Source organism: Pedobacter sp. N23S346 (assembly GCF_048515415.1).
Taxonomy (GTDB): domain Bacteria; phylum Bacteroidota; class Bacteroidia; order Sphingobacteriales; family Sphingobacteriaceae; genus Pedobacter.
Map to the genome: position 1 here is coordinate 25,833 of NZ_JBLYEE010000007.1, position 17,835 is coordinate 43,667.

The 17,835-nt window shown below is 36.0% G+C and carries 18 protein-coding genes; 11 read left to right on the forward strand and 7 right to left on the reverse strand.

The window, feature by feature from the left end; genetic code table 11:
• Positions 1-64: 64 nt before the first annotated feature.
• From ACN1CD_RS13445 to ACN1CD_RS13455, 3 genes are all read right to left on the reverse strand, one after another.
• Positions 65-697, reverse strand: a complete 633-nt coding sequence (locus tag ACN1CD_RS13445; RefSeq protein ID WP_419130912.1) for a Uma2 family endonuclease — start codon at positions 695-697, stop codon at positions 65-67.
• Between the two features lie 93 nt (positions 698-790).
• Positions 791-1,423: a Uma2 family endonuclease gene (locus tag ACN1CD_RS13450; RefSeq protein WP_419130913.1), complete on the reverse strand. Its 633-nt coding sequence runs from the start codon at positions 1,421-1,423 to the stop codon at positions 791-793.
• 28 nt (positions 1,424-1,451) lie between these two features.
• Positions 1,452-3,434: a heavy metal translocating P-type ATPase gene (locus ACN1CD_RS13455; protein WP_419130914.1), complete on the reverse strand. Its 1,983-nt coding sequence runs from the start codon at positions 3,432-3,434 to the stop codon at positions 1,452-1,454.
• 382 nt (positions 3,435-3,816) lie between these two features.
• Between ACN1CD_RS13455 and ACN1CD_RS13460 the strand changes: the two genes are divergently transcribed.
• From ACN1CD_RS13460 to ACN1CD_RS13470, 3 genes are all read left to right on the forward strand, one after another.
• Positions 3,817-5,853, forward strand: a complete 2,037-nt coding sequence (locus ACN1CD_RS13460; RefSeq protein WP_419130915.1) for a M13 family metallopeptidase — start codon at positions 3,817-3,819, stop codon at positions 5,851-5,853.
• Between the two features lie 227 nt (positions 5,854-6,080).
• Positions 6,081-6,857 (forward strand): DUF2625 domain-containing protein, encoded by a 777-nt coding sequence (locus ACN1CD_RS13465; protein ID WP_419130916.1) that lies wholly within the window; start codon positions 6,081-6,083, stop codon positions 6,855-6,857.
• A 14-nt stretch (positions 6,858-6,871) separates the two neighbouring features.
• A complete protein-coding gene (locus tag ACN1CD_RS13470) occupies positions 6,872-7,336 on the forward strand; it encodes a DinB family protein (protein ID WP_419130917.1) in 465 nt (154 codons plus the stop codon).
• A 1-nt stretch (position 7,337) separates the two neighbouring features.
• Here the strand turns inward: ACN1CD_RS13470 and ACN1CD_RS13475 are convergent, their stop codons facing one another.
• Positions 7,338-7,676, reverse strand: coding sequence for an MmcQ/YjbR family DNA-binding protein (locus tag ACN1CD_RS13475; RefSeq protein ID WP_419130918.1), 339 nt, complete (start codon positions 7,674-7,676; stop codon positions 7,338-7,340).
• A gap of 298 nt (positions 7,677-7,974) precedes the next feature.
• On the opposite strand from ACN1CD_RS13475, the gene mnmD reads away from it, so the two are divergent.
• From mnmD to ACN1CD_RS13510, 7 genes are all read left to right on the forward strand, one after another.
• Positions 7,975-8,637, forward strand: coding sequence for a tRNA (5-methylaminomethyl-2-thiouridine)(34)-methyltransferase MnmD (gene mnmD / locus ACN1CD_RS13480; RefSeq protein WP_419130919.1), 663 nt, complete (start codon positions 7,975-7,977; stop codon positions 8,635-8,637).
• An 89-nt stretch (positions 8,638-8,726) separates the two neighbouring features.
• Positions 8,727-9,674, forward strand: coding sequence for an aldo/keto reductase (locus tag ACN1CD_RS13485; RefSeq protein ID WP_419130920.1), 948 nt, complete (start codon positions 8,727-8,729; stop codon positions 9,672-9,674).
• A gap of 250 nt (positions 9,675-9,924) precedes the next feature.
• The gene (locus ACN1CD_RS13490) at positions 9,925-11,034 is read left to right on the forward strand and encodes an AI-2E family transporter (RefSeq protein WP_419130921.1); all 1,110 of its coding nucleotides are present in this window, start codon (positions 9,925-9,927) and stop codon (positions 11,032-11,034) included.
• A 63-nt stretch (positions 11,035-11,097) separates the two neighbouring features.
• Entirely contained in the window at positions 11,098-11,547 is a 450-nt protein-coding gene (locus ACN1CD_RS13495) for a hypothetical protein (protein ID WP_419130922.1), read from the forward strand.
• A gap of 10 nt (positions 11,548-11,557) precedes the next feature.
• Complete coding sequence (gene mazG, locus ACN1CD_RS13500) at positions 11,558-12,364, forward strand: nucleoside triphosphate pyrophosphohydrolase (RefSeq protein ID WP_419130923.1); 807 nt, start codon at positions 11,558-11,560, stop codon at positions 12,362-12,364.
• 2 nt (positions 12,365-12,366) lie between these two features.
• The gene (locus ACN1CD_RS13505; RefSeq protein WP_419130924.1) at positions 12,367-12,771 is read left to right on the forward strand and encodes a hypothetical protein; all 405 of its coding nucleotides are present in this window, start codon (positions 12,367-12,369) and stop codon (positions 12,769-12,771) included.
• A 125-nt stretch (positions 12,772-12,896) separates the two neighbouring features.
• Complete coding sequence (locus ACN1CD_RS13510) at positions 12,897-14,021, forward strand: ATP-binding protein (RefSeq protein ID WP_419130925.1); 1,125 nt, start codon at positions 12,897-12,899, stop codon at positions 14,019-14,021.
• On the opposite strand, the gene ACN1CD_RS13515 is transcribed toward ACN1CD_RS13510, so the two are convergent.
• Positions 14,016-14,390 (reverse strand): YchJ family protein, encoded by a 375-nt coding sequence (locus tag ACN1CD_RS13515; protein WP_419130926.1) that lies wholly within the window; start codon positions 14,388-14,390, stop codon positions 14,016-14,018. The genes ACN1CD_RS13510 and ACN1CD_RS13515 overlap by 6 nt on opposite strands.
• Before the next feature lie 2 nt (positions 14,391-14,392).
• Positions 14,393-16,138: a DNA integrity scanning protein DisA nucleotide-binding domain protein gene (locus ACN1CD_RS13520; RefSeq protein ID WP_419130927.1), complete on the reverse strand. Its 1,746-nt coding sequence runs from the start codon at positions 16,136-16,138 to the stop codon at positions 14,393-14,395.
• A 181-nt stretch (positions 16,139-16,319) separates the two neighbouring features.
• Here ACN1CD_RS13520 and ACN1CD_RS13525 point away from each other — a divergent pair, with 181 nt between their 5' ends.
• Complete coding sequence (locus ACN1CD_RS13525; protein ID WP_419130928.1) at positions 16,320-17,120, forward strand: tRNA pseudouridine synthase A; 801 nt, start codon at positions 16,320-16,322, stop codon at positions 17,118-17,120.
• Positions 17,121-17,136: 16 nt separating this feature from the next.
• On the opposite strand, the gene ACN1CD_RS13530 is transcribed toward ACN1CD_RS13525, so the two are convergent.
• Positions 17,137-17,835: a hypothetical protein gene (locus tag ACN1CD_RS13530; RefSeq protein WP_419130929.1), complete on the reverse strand. Its 699-nt coding sequence runs from the start codon at positions 17,833-17,835 to the stop codon at positions 17,137-17,139.

Genomic DNA, 17,835 nt, shown 5'->3' on the forward strand with positions numbered 1-17,835 from the left:
AAAATAAGATGAAACCAGTACTAAGAAATTTTATTGCCAGATTTTTAGTCTTACATTCAGCTATCTAATCTAAATTACCAAATACATCATCCAGCGCCAATTCAAACCCTAGTAGTACAGTAGAAGTAATTTTCTCACTTAAGGTAAATATTTTTGATGGTTGAAATTTACCATGTTCATTTAACGTGTAAATCAAAATACTCTGATCACTTTGGCTCACCACCCAATATTCTTTAACACCAAATTCTTGGTAAACCTGGTATTTATGCAAGAGCTCCACTTTGGTATTTCCAGGCGATAAAATCTCTACAACCAAATCAGGTGCACCAATACATCCATGATCATCTAATTTACTTTTATCGCAGATGACACAAATATCAGGTTGCAATACAGTATACACATCCTGGTCTGCATTACTTTCTCTTGGGAAACGGACGTCAAAAGGTGCAGAATAAACTTTACAAAGCTGATCTTGTAAAAAAACACCAATTTTTAAAAAAATGTTCCTTGAAATTTCTTGATGCACTCTAGAAGGCGCCGGACTCATTTTAAAGATTTTACCTTTAATCAACTCAACCCGATCCTGAAAAAGCCAGTTCAGATAATCTGCATAACTATAAGTTAATGATGCATCAATATCATTGAATTCTCTAATGGGCTCATCATGTAAATCTGGATATGGAATTGGCTCATTCATAACCAAATATACTAAAATCTATAGTATAAAGAATAAGGATAAGGCATTACTAATAAATTTTCTTGCCAGATTTTTAGTCTTACAATCAGCTATCTAATCTAAATTACCAAATACATCATCCAGCGCCAATTCAAAGGCCGGTAAAACAGAAGAAGTAATTTTCTCACTTAAGGTAAATATTTTTGATGGTTGAAATTTACCATATTCATTTAAAGTGTAAATCAAAATGCTCTGATCGCTTTGGCTCACCACCCAATATTCTTTTACGCCAAATTCTTGATAAACCTGGTATTTATTTAATAGCTCCACTTTGGTATTTCCAGGAGATAAAATCTCTACAACCAAATCAGGTGCGCCAATACAGCCGCGATCATCTAATTTACTTTTATCGCAGATGACACAAATATCGGGTTGCAAAACAGTGTAAACATCTTGGTCTGCCTTACTTTCTTTTGGAAAACGAACGTCAAAAGGTGCAGAATAAACTTTGCAAGGTTTACCATCCAAAAAATTTATGAAAGATTTTAATAAATTAATTGAAATTTCCTGATGCACCCTGGAAGGCGCCGGACTCATTTTAAAGATTTTGCCCTTAATCAGCTCAACCCGATCCTGGAAAAGCCAATTTAAGTAATTTGCATAGCTATAATTTAATGATACATCAATATCATTAAATTCCCTTACAGGTTCATCATGTAAATCCGGATATGGAACGGGCTTATTCATAACCAAATATACTAATTTTTATAGTAAATTAAAACTTCATTTTCTGAATTCTAACTGCATTTAAAATTGCTAGTAAAGCTACTCCAACGTCAGCAAAAACAGCTTCCCACATGGTTGCAATTCCGCCAGCACCTAAAATTAATACCAATGCCTTAACTGTAAAAGCCAATGTAATATTTTGTATAACTACCTTTCTGGTTGCCTTGCCAATTTTAATGGCAGTTACTATTTTTGATGGCTGATCGGTTTGAATCACTACATCGGCAGTTTCAATAGCCGCATCACTACCCATTGCGCCCATTGCAATTCCAATATCGCTGATGGCTAAAACCGGTGTATCATTAATTCCATCACCTACAAAAGCCACAACATTAGATTTATCACTTTTAATCTCCTCTAACCGGGCAACTTTATCTTCAGGAAGTAAATCACCAAAGAAGGAATGAATACCCAACGTGTTAGCCACATTTTTAACAATGCTGGTTTTATCACCACTTAACATCACCACTTGTTTGATCCCGTTTTCATAGAGTTGCTTAACGGCATCTGCAGCATCTTCTTTTATTTCATCGGCAATTAAAACATAGCCAACATATTTTCCATCCACTGCCATGAACACGACCGTATCATCTGTGTCATTAATCCTCACATCGAAATTAATATTAAACCGGGTTAGTAACCGGGCATTTCCGGCCAACAGTTGCTTTCCATCCACATTCCCTTTTAGGCCCATGCCCGAAATTTCCTCTACATTTTCTGCAGCATGAATAACATCCTTACCGGCATACTTCACTATCGCTTTGGCAATAGGATGTGTAGATTTTGCCTCCAGAGCAATTAAAAGACTTAGAAACTCAACCTCATCAATATTACTTTTTACTTTCTGAACCATAAAAACACCTTTTGTTAGCGTCCCGGTTTTATCCATTACCACGGTATTTAACTTCGTAATGAGATCTAAAAAGTTCGATCCTTTAAAAAGTATACCGTGAGCAGATGCGGCACCAATACCACCAAAATAACCAAGTGGAATAGAGATAACCAATGCACACGGGCAGGAAATAACCAGAAAAACCAATGCACGGTATAACCAGGTCTGAAACTGGTATTCACTTCCCAGAATTAAAATTGGAATAGTCACCAGTGCCAGCGCCAGGAAGAAAACAATTGGCGTATAAACTTTTGCAAACTTGCGGATAAACAATTCCGTTTTTGCTTTTCTGGTGGTGGCATTCTGTACCATCTCCAGAATCCGCGAAAGCGCACTATCAGCAAAGACTTTTGTTACCTTCATTTCAATCACCAGATCCACATTCAGCATTCCGGCCAATACACTTTCACCCTTGCTAATGGTTCTTGGATTGCTTTCACCAGTTAATGCAGCCGTATTAAAACTGCTTTTTTCTGATAGCATTTCTCCATCCAGCGGAATCTTCTCTCCTGCTTTGATTTGTATGGTTTCGCCAATCGCCACTTGTTCCGGACTAATGCTTTCATATTTGCCATTGCGTAAAACGCTGGCCACATCTGCCCGAACATCCAATAAAGCAGAAATATTTCTTTTTGCCCGGTTAACTGCAGCCATTTGGAATAATTCTCCAATGGTATAAAAAAGCATTACGGTAACGCCTTCCGGGTATTCGCCAATAGCAAAGGCACCTATCGTAGCAATTGACATTAAAGAAAATTCAGTAAAAAAATCTCCAGCTTTAAAAGTTTCCCAAACTTCTTTCAATACCGGAATACCAACTGGTAGATAGGCAACAATATACCAGTAAGGCCGAATAATTTTGAAAACTTCTACTTTAAAAATATGATCAAATGCAATACCAATAAGCAACATACCCAAAGTAAAAATTGCCGGCAAATAAGTTTTAAATGACGACGGATCGCCACCATGATCGTGATCGTGTTCATCGCCATCTTCATGTGAGTGGCTGTGGTTATGAGGGGGTGTTGAATGGGCTTTACTATTGCAGCAGCTATCTTCTTGATTATGGGTATGGCTCATTATTTTCTTTCGCTAACATTCATTTTTTTGATAGGCTTCCGGTTTCATCTACTAAATCAGGAAGTTCATGAGCGTTGATCGGTTTGATGTATCGCACCTAACACAACAAATTTAGATAAAAAAAACGCTTTATTCTGAATCATTCTTGATAGCGATATTTTTGACAATCACACAATAAATAATGTTAAAAAATGTTAATAGTGTATTAAAGATTGAAAATCATGAAATCCATTAAAATCTCATTTTCAGCATCGGAAATTATCAGACGTTTAGGTTTGGCAAAAATCTACTACTGGTTTAACAAGTAATATTCTTAATATATTGCTTCAGTATTAATTAGTATTTCATAAATTTCGCATTAATAACTAACTTATTAAAACGAATGAAATACAAAAGTTCCAAAAGATATTTTGCAGCACTTGCTATAGTTGCTGCTGGCTTTTCTGCCGATGCACAAACTACAAGAAAATACATTGACCCAGCAAACATGGATTTATCTGTTAAGCCGGGTGATGATTTTTATACCTATGCCAGTGGCACCTGGGTTAAAAACAATCCTGTCCCAGCTAAAGAAACACGTTGGGGTTCTTTTAATGAACTTCGCGATTTCAACATCAATGCCGTAAAAACATTAGTAGAAGATGCAGCAGCTGATAAATCTGCGCCTGCAGGTTCTGTAAAACGACGTGTTGGCGACTTTTTCGCTGCAGCAATGGATACTGTGGCTATCGAAAAATTAGGATACACGCCAATCAAAGCAGATTTAGAAAAAATTAATCAGATTAAAGATTTGCAGGGCGTTTTGGACAATGTTGCATACATGCGCGTTAGCGGAATTGCAAGCCCAATGTTTGGCATCGGCGTAGGTCAGGATCGTAAAAATGTGAATAAATACATGGTTAATATTGGTCAGGGTGGCACCACCTTACCTGATCGCGATTATTATTTAAAAGATGACGCCCGCAGCGTTAAAATTCGCGAAGCATACAACACCTATATGACTACCCTGTTTACCTTAACAGGAAGCAATGCTGAAACTGCAAAACAGAAAGCTGCAACGGTTTTCAAAATAGAGAAACAATTTGCAGAAGCGCAAATGAGCCGTTTGGAAATGCGTGATCCTTATGCAACTTACAATAAATTAACTGTTGCTGAACTGAATAGCAAAACACCAGGCATTAACTGGGCAACTTATTTAACAAAGTTCAAAATTAAAGGACAAGATACCTTATTAGTTTCTTCACCTAAATTTATGACAAGCTTAGATGGGATGTTAAAATCTGTTTCTTTGGCAGATTGGAAAACTTATCTGGAATGGAATGTTTTAAAAGGTTCTGCTGGCAGTTTAAGTTCGCCGTTTGTTAAAGCTAGTTTTGCCTTTACACAAGCACAAACCGGACAAAAAGTTCAAACGCCACGTTGGCAACGCATGTCATCATTAACTGATGGCACCATCGGCGAATTATTAGGCCAGTTATATGTAGCTAAATATTTCAAACCCGAAGCAAAAGCTCGTATGGATGCTATGATTGTGAACTTGCGTAAAGCATTTGAAATCAGAATTAAAGGTTTAGAATGGATGAGCGCTGAAACCAAGACAAAAGCACTTGAAAAACTTGCTGCATTTGAACCAAAAGTTGGTTATACCACTAAATGGGAAACTTATACCGGATTAAATATCAATAGAGCTACCTACTTTCAAAATTTACGTAATGCAAGTGTTTGGGGCTATAATGAAAATGTAAATAGATTGGGTAAACCAGTGGATCGCACCAAGTTTGGTATGACACCGCCAACGGTAAATGCTTCCTATAGTCCAACCATGAATTCTATTACTTTCCCTGCCGGAATTTTACAGTTCCCTTTCTTTGATCCAAATGCTGATGATGCTTTAAACTACGGTGGAATTGGTGCGGTAATTGGCCATGAAATGAGCCACGGTTTTGATGATAGCGGAAGTCAGTATGATGCAAAGGGTAACTTAAAAAACTGGTGGACTGCAGAAGATAAAGCTAAATTTGATGCCAAAACAAAAGCTTTGGGAGAGCAATTTGATGCTTACACAGTTTTAGATACCGTTCATGTAATTGGTAAATTAACAATGGGTGAAAACATTGGCGATTTAGGTGGTTTAAACGCGGCTTACACAGCTTTCAAAATGACAAAACAAGGTCAAGGTAATGAGAAAATTGATGGTTTTACACCCGATCAACGTTTCTTCTTAGCTTGGGCGCAGGTTTGGAGAGGTAACATTTTACCAGAAAGCGCAGCGCAGTTGATTAAAACAGACCCACACTCACCTGGTCCGTACCGTACAATTGGTGCACCAGTTAATATGGATGCCTGGTATACAGCTTTCGATGTTAAACCTGGAGATAAATTATATAAAAAACCAGAAGATAGAATTAGAATGTGGTAAATTAAGGTGGAGGGTTGAAAGGTGGAAGGTATAGGGCTATCGCTCATTCCTTCTAAAAAACCGCTGCTAAATAGCATTCAAGACATTACAGCGAACGCTCCCACTATTCTGGGAGCGTTTCGTTTTATAATGCTGTTTTAAATATTCGTATAGATTTGTTTCTTTTCAAACAAAAATCCCTTATAATCATTATATCTTTGATAAAATAATTGCATCCATCATCACCCATGAAAGGTACACTCAAAATAGCTTCTTTAATTGCTTTAATCCTGTTTTCATTTAGTGTTTCAGCCCAGAATAAATTAATCAGTTTAGACAAACTCATTAATAAAACCGATCCTGCCTGGCCACTGGTTAAAAAGTGGATCGATTCAGCAAAAAACAAGGTCGAAGTTTTACCAGTTGATTCGGCCAAAGCCAAAGAAGTGCTCTATAATGCACAAATGACCACCTATGCTACGCTTGGTTCGGTGATTTATAATACTGGCGGCATCATGGTAGATAATGGCTGGATCAGAATTTTAGGTTCTGGAAGTGAAAGAATGACCCGCAACATTGCAGATTGGAACAAAGGCAAAACCATTAAAGAATATGGTGATAACATTCCGTACCTTTTAATTGCCGATGATGCCATTGGGGGTTTCTTCGCTATTAATTACGGAGGTTTAGGTCCGGATATTAAAAATGTTTATTACTTAGAGCCAAACACCCTTACCTGGCAACCACTTGGAGCTGGTTATGGCGAATTTCTAATTTTTTGTTTTGATAGCGATCTTTCTAAATTCTATAAAGGCTTGCGTTGGAGTAGCTGGGATCAGTTCATCGCCAATTTAGATGGAACAAAAACTTACAGCTTCAGGCCTTATTTGTGGGAAAAAGATACAGACATAGAAAAATGTTCCAGGAGACTAGTGGGCATAGAAGAAATGTATAATTTCAACATCATGAAGTCAAAAGAATTAAACGCCGATAAAGGAATTAAAAAAGACGACGCTAAACAATAACCCTATTTAATAAAATGTTAAGTGGGCTCGAACAGATAGATCAAATAAAAAGCACGAGAATTTTTATTTTAGATTTAGTAAAGGATTTAAGTATTGAACAGCTCAATAAAATCCCTGATGGTTTTAACAATAACATCATCTGGAATATTGCGCATCTTACCGCAGCTCAGCAAAACCTTTGTTATACCAGATCTGGATTATTACCTACTGTAGCAGATAAACACCTCTTCCCTTTTTTAAGTGGAACAAAACCTGATGCATCGATTAATGAGCTAGAAATTAAAGGCATTTACTCAACCCTTATATCCAGCATAGATCAGTTTAAAATGGATTATGCTAACCAGCTGTTTTTAGAATTTGATCAATGGGATAAACGCTATGGAATGAAATTAAAAACCATTGATGATGCCATAAATTTTATTCCTTTTCATGAAGGCATGCATATTGGTTATATCATGGCGCTTAAAAAACTGGTATAACTTAAATATATTTTGCCTGTGTCTTTTTTGGAAGTTTAGCCAAAACCATCGCACGCGAATCAGCAACCCTGCTCTTTAACTCCTGATCATTTAATACATCAAGATTTTCTACCTGAATCCATTGGCGTTTTGCCAAATGATAGGCCTGTGCAATTCCATCTCTTGCGGTTAAGGAATCAAAATCATCAGGATTACACTTTATCGAAAATCGAGTCCCCTCATCGATAGCGATAATAATATATATCTTTTCTTCAATCATGAAACACAAATGATCCCATTTCATACCTTCAGTAGTTCCAGGGAGACTTAAACAATATTCTCTGAAAGATTCTATATCCATTTGTCTTTAGTCTTTAGTCTTTAGTCTTTAGTGTAAACAAAAATCCACTTAAATCAGGTTTGATCTTATTTGAATCTTTTTCCAAACGAAAGTAATAAAATTATACTTTAATCTTAAAATCCCAAGGCCATCAAAATCTCCCTTTATTACCTGCCCTTTAATCCTGATTTTTTTCACACTTATTCTTTAAACCCTGAAAACTCTTTGCTCCCTGATCTTACAATCCTATAAATCCTGTCCAATCTTATTTATCTTTACCCACTGATCTTAAAATCCTTAAATCTTGTAAATCCTGGCTATGAATATTATCACACCAACTGCCGACGGCTCCAATACACTTTATAACGAAACCATTGGCGAACATTATCATAGCAAACATGGCGCTTTGCAAGAAAGCAAACATGTCTTTATCGATGCAGGATTAAAATATGCCACAGCTGAAAAATCAGAAATTTCCATTCTGGAAGTCGGTTTTGGAACCGGATTAAACTTTATACTGAGCTTCGAGTATGGCGTTCAAAACAATATTCGTCTGGATTACACCAGTATTGAAGCTTTTCCATTAACTACAGAGGTGATTAACCAAACCGGTTATTCAGCTTATGTTTCTCCACAAACCTGGGATGATTTTATCTCCAATTACAATGAGGCTTTAAAAGGAGAACAAACGCTATCATCACACTGCAAACTCGAAATTCCACATACAACGCTTGCAGATTTTAATACCGAAAAGAAATTTGATGTAATCTATTACGATGCTTTTTCCGTTCAGCACCAGCCAGAAATGTGGAGCAATGAAATCATTGCCCATGCCTGCAGTTTTCTTAAATCTGGAGGAACCTTCGTCACCTATGCGATTACCGGAAACCTAAAACGAGCGGTGAAAGCCTGCGGTTTTACCATCGAAAAACTTCCAGGCGCACCAGGCAAGCGGGAAATGCTTAGGGCAACAAAAATGTAACCAACATCTCATTAAATCTGACAGAAATGCGACGGCCTGTAAAAACCACCGTTGCGTTCATTTGTTAAAGCTATATTAAAATGTAGATCATGGAAAAAAGAAGATTAGGTAAAACAGATTTAAATATAGCACCCATCGTATTTGGAGGAAATGTTTTCGGCTGGACGATTGATGAAAAAAAATCATTTGAAATATTAGATCAGTTTATAGATAGTGGATTTAATTTTATTGATACAGCAGATGTGTACTCCCGTTGGGTAGAAGGCAATAAGGGCGGCGAATCAGAAACCATTATCGGTAACTGGCTGAAAAAACATAATAAACGCCACGATGTGGTTATTGCCACCAAAGTAGGTTCTGATATGGGCTTCGGCAAGTCGCTTAAAAAAGATTATATCATTAACCAGGTTGAACATTCTCTTTCCCGTTTGCAAACGGATTATATCGATTTATACTTTTCTCACTTTGACGATGAAACAACTCCGGTAGAAGAAACATTAAGTGCTTATGAAACCCTAATCAGGGCTGGAAAAGTACGTTGGATTGGTGCTTCAAATTTTTCAGCGGCCAGACTTAAAGAATCTTTACTATTTTCAGCACAGCATCACCTGCCCCGCTACGAAGTTTATCAGCCTGGCTACAATTTATTTGATAGAGAAGAATTTGAGCGCGAACATGAAAAAATCTGCCTGGAAAATGACCTGGGTGTAGTTACTTACTATTCTTTGGCCAGTGGCTTCCTGACTGGAAAATACCGCAGCGAAGCCGACTTAAAGAAAAGTCAGCGTGGCGGTGGCGTTAAGAAATTTTTAAACGACAGAGGCTATCAGATTCTCGATGCCTTAGATGAAGTTGCAAATAAATACAATGTAGAACAAGCATCAGTTGCTTTAGCCTGGTTAATTCATCACCCGTCTATCACTGCACCTATTGCAAGTGTAACCAATCTGAGTCAGTTGAAATCATTTACAGAGGCCGCCAATTTAAAATTAACGCCAGAAGATATATCACTTCTTGATAAAGCAAGTATCTATTAAGAAGCTGTCTAAAAATTATAATTTATCAACTTACGAAATTTCCAAAGCCTGTGCGCTGAAGAATTTCGTCAGTTTGATGATAATACCACAAACTTTCGAAGTATTTCCCCCAACAAAGGCCACCAAAACTTCGTAAGTTAATCTTCGTTTATGAAATTAGACAGTTTATAAGAAAATCAACTATATTTAAATGCCCGATTAATCAAACCATTAATCGGGCATTTTGTATTAATGTGGATTTAAAATTATCATGAGAGAAAAATTAACGTTCCTGCCTAAACTGGCTCTTATTCTTTTTTGCCTAATCAGTTTAACCTACATCGCTATATTAGGTCAATCACTTCTGGCGCCACTCCTTTTTTCTTTCCTGATGGCCATTCTATTACTTCCAGTAGGAAACTTTTTAGAACAAAAGTTTAGATTAAAGAGAAGCCTGGCAACGATTGTTGCGGTGATTCTAATGATTGCGGTAATAGGCGGAATCATGTATTTTTTCGGAAATCAATTGAGCGATTTGTGGGCAGACTGGCCTTTACTGAAACAGAAAGCCAATGTCTCTTTCCATGAATTGCAACACTGGATTTCGGTCACCTTCCACGTAAATACCGAAAAACAGCTGACTTACCTAAACGATAGTACAGAAAAAGCCCTGGCAACAAGTGCTACCATTGTGGCTACAACCCTGGCAACTTTATCTTCTACCCTACTCTTTTTAGGTTTTACTTTACTATTTACTTTCTTTATTTTAAACTATCGAAGGGTATTATTTACTTTCTTAACTGCCGTATTTAAAGAAGAACATAAGGAAAAAGTAACCGAAATTGTGAGCCAGATTCAATACATCATTAAAAAGTACATCATTGGTTTATTCTTGCAAATGCTGATTGTTACCGTTTTAATGATCGCTATCTTGAGCATTTTAGGCGTAAAGTATGCAGTGCTGTTAGGCCTGGTAGCAGGCATTTTCAACGTAGTTCCTTATCTTGGAATCTTTTTCGCATTATTGATTAGTTGTTTAATCACTTTTGCAACTGCTGGCGCAGGAAAGGTTCTGCTCGTTTTGATTACGTTTATTGGTGTGCATGCCATTGATGGAAATATTTTAATGCCATTAGTAGTAGGCTCTAAAGTAAAAATCAATGCTTTGTTTGCCTTCCTTGGAATTATTGTTGGCGAAATGGTATGGGGAATTTCCGGCATGTTTTTGTGTATTCCATACCTGGCCATGCTGAAGATTATTTTCGATCGGATAGATAACCTTAAACCATGGGGAATTTTAATGGGCGAAGAGCATAAACCAGCAAAGAAAAAGCGCGTTTACCAGATTACCAAAAAAATAAAGCTAGAAGAAAAGGATTAATTATCGAACACATATGCATTTCTCAACGCCACAGCGTTTATTATAAAGAAATTTATTAACCTAATGAAACCATTATTCGTTTTACTTATTGTTTATGTGGCTATACTTGCATTTGGGAGCCACACTAATTTTGATAAAGGAAATATTTTCGCTGGAAATATGGCAATGGCAGTGATGCTCTTATTTACAGCCATTGGTCACTTTAAATTTAAGACTTCTATGGCCGCCATGATTCCACTTTTTATTCCAAAGAAAGTAGAGATTGTAATCTTCACTGGCATTTTAGAAATTCTTTTCGCTATTGGCTTAGGAATTGAAGTTACGCGTTATTACACCGGAATAGCATTAATTGTATTCTTACTGGCAATTCTACCTGCCAACATCTATGCAGCCAAAAACCGGATTAACTATGAAAATTTATTCAAGGCCGGGCCGGGAGTTAAATATTTATGGTTCAGAATTCCGTTTCAATTTTTCTTAATCGCCTGGGTTTGGTATTTTAGCATTCGATAAAACACATAACATGCCCAATAACCCAATTCCCGTTACTGCGAATAACCCTGCTGATGCTTTCAACAGACTTCTTACTGTACTCGATACCCTTCGTACACAATGCCCATGGGATAAAAAACAAACCATGGAAACCTTGCGTCATTTAACCATCGAAGAAACTTATGAATTAAGTGATGCCATTTTAGAAGGTGATTTAGAAGAAATTAAAAAAGAGTTGGGCGATGTAATGATGCATTTAGTTTTTTATTCGAGAATTGCATCGGAAACCAATGATTTTAATATTGTAGATGTTTTAAACGGTGTTTGCGATAAATTGGTTAACCGCCATCCGCATATCTATGGTGATGTGGAAGTAGAAAATGAAGAAGACGTAAAGCGGAACTGGGAGCAAATCAAACTTAAAGAAGGAAATAAATCAGTTTTAGCTGGCGTTCCAACTTCTCTGCCAGCTTTAGTCAAAGCATCTAGAATACAGGAAAAGGCCCGTGGCGTAGGGTTTGACTGGGAAGATAAAAATCAGGTTTGGGAAAAAGTAGAAGAAGAATTACAAGAATTTAAGGCTGAATTTAACGTTGCAGACAACGTAGCTATTGATGTAGAAAAAGCAGAATCCGAGTTTGGCGACGTTCTTTTCTCCTTGATTAATTATGCCCGTTTCATTAATATTAATCCAGAGAACGCATTAGAGAAAACCAATAAAAAATTCATTAAACGTTTTCAGTATCTGGAGAACAAAGCCAAAGATAATGGTAAAGCACTGGCAGATATGACACTTGCCGAAATGGACATTTATTGGAACGAAGCGAAGAAATTATAAATATGACTACAGCATCCAACGAAAACCAAAGCCCCAAAAATCTGATTCAGATTATCACTTTCAATGTTAGGGCAACCCGAACTGCTGGAGATGACGGCATCATTCCTTGGATCAATATCGGCCGTGGAAACGAAGAAATCCTGAATCTAATTGATGCGGAAGAAATTATCATTCCTGAACACGAAATCACAGTTTCCATTGATTATCCTTTAGCTAATCCTGCATCGTTTAATTTATTCTCGTCGATTGGCTTTTCTAGAAAGTTATTATTGATTGAAATCAGAGAGCAGTTTTTAACATTTTCAGAAACAGAATCATTAGATATCTCAGCTATTGATTTAGTTGCTTTAGATGTTTACAAAACCAACGCCGGAAAAATTGAAATTACTTTAGATATTGATTTGTAAATTTTTAGTAGTCAAATAAGCTAATCAAATATAAAATTTACAATTTACTCTAAAAAAGAGTATAATCGCAAATTTAATATAAATTTTGCGATTACATTCGCAAAATTTATATTAAATTTGCGATTATGATTTCCAGGGAAATATCGAATTCTATCGAAAAACATCTAAAAGACGAAAAAGCAATAATCCTTTTAGGTCCAAGGCAAGTTGGCAAAAGTACTTTGCTCCAGCAACTTTCGTCAACATTTTCGAGTCCTGTTACCTGGTGGAATGGAGATGATGCAGACATCAGGGCTATTTTAACCAACACAACCTCTACCGCCCTTCGTTCTTTGTTAGGAAAAACAAAAACATTGGTAATTGATGAGGCACAACGAATTGATAATATTGGTATATCCATCAAAGTAATTATCGACCAATTAAAAGATGTTAAGGTAATTGCTACAGGTTCTTCTGCTTTTGAATTGGCTAACCATATCAACGAACCCCTAACCGGCAGAAAATGGGAATACAATTTATTTCCTTTCTCTTTTGGAGAAATGGTTAATGAACACGGATTACTTCAAGAAAAAAGGCTCTTAAATCATCGTTTAGTTTATGGCTATTACCCTGAAATTGTTAATAATCAAGGCGAAGAGGAAATTAGATTGAAACAGTTATCTGATAGTTATTTATATAAAGATATTTTAACCTGGGAAAAAATTCAGAAACCTGATAAAATGGAGAAATTGATTCAGGCGTTAGCTTTTCAGGTTGGAAATGAAGTTTCTTATCATGAATTGGGGCAACTAACAGGACTAGATAATCAAACCACAGAAAAATATATTGATTTACTGGAAAAGGCATTTATTGTTTTTCGATTAGGTTCACTAAGCAGAAATTTGAGAAATGAATTAAAGAAAAGCAGGAAAATTTATTTCTATGATAACGGCATCAGAAATGCGGTGATCAATCAATTTAGTCCGGCAACTTTAAGACAAGATATTGGTGCGCTTTGGGAGAATTTTGTAATTAGTGAAAGGGTAAAGTTTCTTGCTTACAACCAAATTAATTACAATCAATATTTTTGGCGAACACATGCGCAGCAAGAAATTGATTACATCGAAGAAAGAAATGGTGTAATGAATGCTTATGAAGTGAAATGGAATCAAAAAACGAAGGCTAAATTTCCAAAAACATTTTTAGATGCCTATAAAAACGTAGAAACTAAAGTGATTACGCCTGATAATTTACACGAGTTTCTGTTATGAGTAAAACACGCCATCAACATAATACCATTTCCCATCTTCCAATTTGAAATTAGATTTTTCATGTAATACTTCAGGCAGGAATTTTTTATTTAGATAAAACGCTTTAAATTCTACCATATCAAAATCTGAGGAAATAATTTCAAGTTTAAGCCACTTCGTATCTTTCGCACTTTTTAAATATGCCTCTTTCGAGTTGCCTTTCCGTTTGCTCATATGCGTGGTTTGATACAGGTAATCAGCATCGGCAACAACAAATGCCGAATAACGTGAGCGCATTAAGGCCTCGGCAGTTGGTGCTACCTCTACATTTAAATGATAAGGCATACAGCAGTTTTGATAAGGCAAAACATTTCCACAGTGACAATTCATGGTTATTCGTGATTAACTTCTTTCAGGTAATAAGAAGAATTCATTTTCTTATTGGGTTTAAAATTATCATAAATCATTTTAATACCATCAATAAATCTGTATTTATGTTCTAAAGTGGCCTTTAATTGATTAATTAAATCACATTCCTTTTCACTGAAATAGAAATTATTTTGGTTAAAAAACTCCATGATCAGATTAAATCGTCTTCGGTCATTATAATTAGCCTGTACCAAAGCCTTTAAATCTTCAATTTTTTGCACAATATGAGAATGCATTACTTGTGGTTTCAGTTCTGGAATAAGGTTAATCATGCCATCCTCAGATATAACTACCACAACAATCCCGGTTTTCTTTTCCATAAATTCATAATAACGTACTGCCGAATTAAACCTTGCACCTCTTGATGAATCCCCGTAAGAACTGGCAATTCCATCCAAAATAACACCAATCCCATGGCAATAGCAATTCGTATCCAACAATACGGCACCATCTATAGAAGTAACCTGATGTACTGCATTTTTAGTTAAAATAACAGGCTTTACCTTAAAAGATTGCTCACTTAAACGTTGCGCCTCTTCTTCCGCTGCATCTGTGATCACCAGAATTGTTCCATGTTTCTGTTTGGTCGATTCAATAGCAATTTCCCATAGTTTGTTTAGTTTTTCCCGGTGGATATTTTTAAAAACACGGTTCAGGGTAGAATAAAACTTTTCTTTATTTATCTGTTCGCTGTACAAACTTGGCATCCTGAAAGCAACAGAAAGCATAATTTTATCATGATGCAAAACCTCCCAATGAAAATGTTTGGTAAAATGAATGACAAATAAAGATTCTTCATGATGGTTATATTTCCCGGTTAGTTTACCTAGGCCATAAATGAAAACAGAATCAGAGATCAGCAGATTTTTATGATCGGCTAATTCTAAAAACTTTCTTACCTTTCTAAAGTCCTTAATGTGGATTGGATCTTCCAACACCAGGGTTAAAGCTACATTTTTATGATTTTTGTTGGCGATAATCATTTTTCCCAATCCCTCTTCACCCTCGTATTTTAAAGATGAAATGGTATTACAAGCATCGTACAAAACATGAAGGTGATGTGGGTGCTGCCCAACTCCCGAAACGGTAATCATAAAATCATGCGCCGCAGAACTTACCAATTCATCCCTGCTTTTAGATAAAATTTTAAACTCCAATTGCGATTTAGCTTTTAAAGCATTTGTACTGGCATTTAAATAAATCTTTATTATACTTTCTATAAAAGAGCGACTTATTTTAAAATCCCTATCCGCATTTGAAAAATCTTTAGTTAAGGTATAATAGGTATTCAATACAGCTTTGCTTAATTCTGTAACGACGAAAACCAGATAGCCATTAATGTAAGCAGGGTTAGAAATGAAACTTTCTACAGATTTACTTTTGGGATGCTGCCTTAAAACCCGCTGTATCTCAGTAAAATATGCATGAGTAAGATAGGAAGATACATCAATTTCCAAATCATGCTGAACAGGATGAATAATTTTCGGAATGGATTGCAGACTTAAAAAATTAGTCACAAAGTAATCGCAATCCTTACATTCTAAATTAATAAAAGCCTTACTTGCATCATCAATTACACGAATACCAATCATAAAAACTTTTGGATATAAACGTTCATCTAAAGAATCGAAAAGTTCTTCTGCGGCCAATTGAAGCGAAATCTGACAATGCAACTGCTCATCCCATATTAAATTATTCCCACTAATCATGGTTGTTATCTATTTAAATAAGGTATAGGTATTTACATTTTTGGCTTTAAATTTATAGTGAGTTCAAAGATATTTTTCTTTCCATAATATGGGTGTTAAAAAAAGTTAAGCTTTCGCAACATTAATACTTACGAATGCCCGTTCTACTCAACTTATTTTCCGTAAAATTGCAGTTCGAAAAATGAGGTATTTCTTTCACATTGCATATCAGGGTCAGTATTTTAGTGGTTGGCAAAGACAGCCTGGCGTAAAAAGCGTACAAGAAGTTATCGAGCAAACACTTTCTAAAATTTTTAAGACAGCAATCGCTATTATTGGTTGCGGCCGAACTGATGCGCATGTGCATGCCAGTCAGTTTTTCTTTCATGCAGATCTAGAAGAGGCATTTGAGTTTGATTTGGTTTTTCGCCTCAATAAAGCCTTACCTTACAATATAGCTGTTTTTGATATCATTAAGATGGAGGGCAAGCCTCATGCCCGTTTTGATGCCGTGCAGCGGAAATACGACTATTTTCTTCATACCTATAAAGATCCGTTTCTTAGTACACAAAGTTCGCTATACCAGGAAGCAAATCTTGATCTCTATAAAATGAAGGCAGCGGTTAGCCTTTTAACAAAATATAATGACTACAGGGCTTTTTGTACCCATCCAAATAAATACGACCATACAAAGTGTAATGTAATGGAGGCCGGTTTATTCGTGAATGCTAAAGGAGATAGGTTTAGGTTTCACATTGCCAGTAACCGTTTTCTTGGGAAAATGATTCGAATAATTATGGGCCAACTTTTAAAAGTTGGCAAAGGCGAATTAAGCGTAGATGCGTTCGAAAGTCATTTTATTGATTTGCAAATTGGTAATGTTATTGCACCTGCTCACCCAACAGGTTTATATTTATCGAAGGTAACTTACCCTTATTTGAACCTCGAACCACGAACAGATTTTCTAACAGCAACCCAAGGAACGGATTGGCTGTCGGTTTGATATCTAACAAGAATAATTAAATTTTTTTTGTTTTATGATTCATCAATTGAAACTTCTCAAGCAGTTGCTTACTTTCAAAAATACCCTGTTTAGCTATCCTAACTGCAGAAATATAATATAATCCATACAGCGTGATGGCAAACGAGGTAAATAGAAAAGATGCATTTACACCATCTAAATGGACCTTTAACGGCGTAGTTATAGATTGAAAAATTAGCACCAGGAATAGACCAGTATAATTTATATAAGATCCTGAAATCTTACAAAGCATGTATCTCTTATAATTTACAGTATTTAAACCTGAAGTTAGTGATGCTACGAGTACCATCATCATACCTAATATCACGAAAGTTAAAAATTTATCTTGATTACCAAAAAATTGCTGAATCTTGTAAAACAAAAAACAGGAGAATAAAACTAATGAAATGTATTTGAGGCTAAAAAAAGATAGAAGTTGATTGAGAAAAAGCTTTCTATATTTTCTGGTAATGCCCTTTATAATGGAGGCTTCTATCTGTCTAAAGCCCTTTGGTCCAAAAGAAGAATGCGTTTGATTAACGGCATCCTGAAAGGTTAAACCTACATTTTCAGTCATTCTCACTTCCACTGCGGTTGCCACATGATCCAAAATTTCCATCTGAACATCAATATATTTAAATCCACTTTCCTCTAAATGGATTCTCAATTTCTCAATCTGTTGTTTAGTGAGCTGCAT

Bases quoted from the DNA above. Each gene is read 5' to 3' on its own strand.
- ACN1CD_RS13445 (WP_419130912.1), bottom strand. From the start codon at position 697: ATGAATGAGCCAATTCCATATCCAGATTTACATGATGAGCCCATTAGA.
- ACN1CD_RS13450 (WP_419130913.1), bottom strand. From the start codon at position 1,423: ATGAATAAGCCCGTTCCATATCCGGATTTACATGATGAACCTGTAAGG.
- ACN1CD_RS13455 (WP_419130914.1), bottom strand. From the start codon at position 3,434: ATGAGCCATACCCATAATCAAGAAGATAGCTGCTGCAATAGTAAAGCC.
- ACN1CD_RS13460 (WP_419130915.1), top strand. From the start codon at position 3,817: ATGAAATACAAAAGTTCCAAAAGATATTTTGCAGCACTTGCTATAGTT.
- ACN1CD_RS13465 (WP_419130916.1), top strand. From the start codon at position 6,081: ATGAAAGGTACACTCAAAATAGCTTCTTTAATTGCTTTAATCCTGTTT.
- ACN1CD_RS13470 (WP_419130917.1), top strand. From the start codon at position 6,872: ATGTTAAGTGGGCTCGAACAGATAGATCAAATAAAAAGCACGAGAATT.
- ACN1CD_RS13475 (WP_419130918.1), bottom strand. From the start codon at position 7,676: ATGGATATAGAATCTTTCAGAGAATATTGTTTAAGTCTCCCTGGAACT.
- mnmD (WP_419130919.1), top strand. From the start codon at position 7,975: ATGAATATTATCACACCAACTGCCGACGGCTCCAATACACTTTATAAC.
- ACN1CD_RS13485 (WP_419130920.1), top strand. From the start codon at position 8,727: ATGGAAAAAAGAAGATTAGGTAAAACAGATTTAAATATAGCACCCATC.
- ACN1CD_RS13490 (WP_419130921.1), top strand. From the start codon at position 9,925: ATGAGAGAAAAATTAACGTTCCTGCCTAAACTGGCTCTTATTCTTTTT.
- ACN1CD_RS13495 (WP_419130922.1), top strand. From the start codon at position 11,098: ATGAAACCATTATTCGTTTTACTTATTGTTTATGTGGCTATACTTGCA.
- mazG (WP_419130923.1), top strand. From the start codon at position 11,558: ATGCCCAATAACCCAATTCCCGTTACTGCGAATAACCCTGCTGATGCT.
- ACN1CD_RS13505 (WP_419130924.1), top strand. From the start codon at position 12,367: ATGACTACAGCATCCAACGAAAACCAAAGCCCCAAAAATCTGATTCAG.
- ACN1CD_RS13510 (WP_419130925.1), top strand. From the start codon at position 12,897: ATGATTTCCAGGGAAATATCGAATTCTATCGAAAAACATCTAAAAGAC.
- ACN1CD_RS13515 (WP_419130926.1), bottom strand. From the start codon at position 14,390: ATGAATTGTCACTGTGGAAATGTTTTGCCTTATCAAAACTGCTGTATG.
- ACN1CD_RS13520 (WP_419130927.1), bottom strand. From the start codon at position 16,138: ATGATTAGTGGGAATAATTTAATATGGGATGAGCAGTTGCATTGTCAG.
- ACN1CD_RS13525 (WP_419130928.1), top strand. From the start codon at position 16,320: ATGAGGTATTTCTTTCACATTGCATATCAGGGTCAGTATTTTAGTGGT.
- ACN1CD_RS13530 (WP_419130929.1), bottom strand. From the start codon at position 17,835: ATGCAGCTCACTAAACAACAGATTGAGAAATTGAGAATCCATTTAGAG.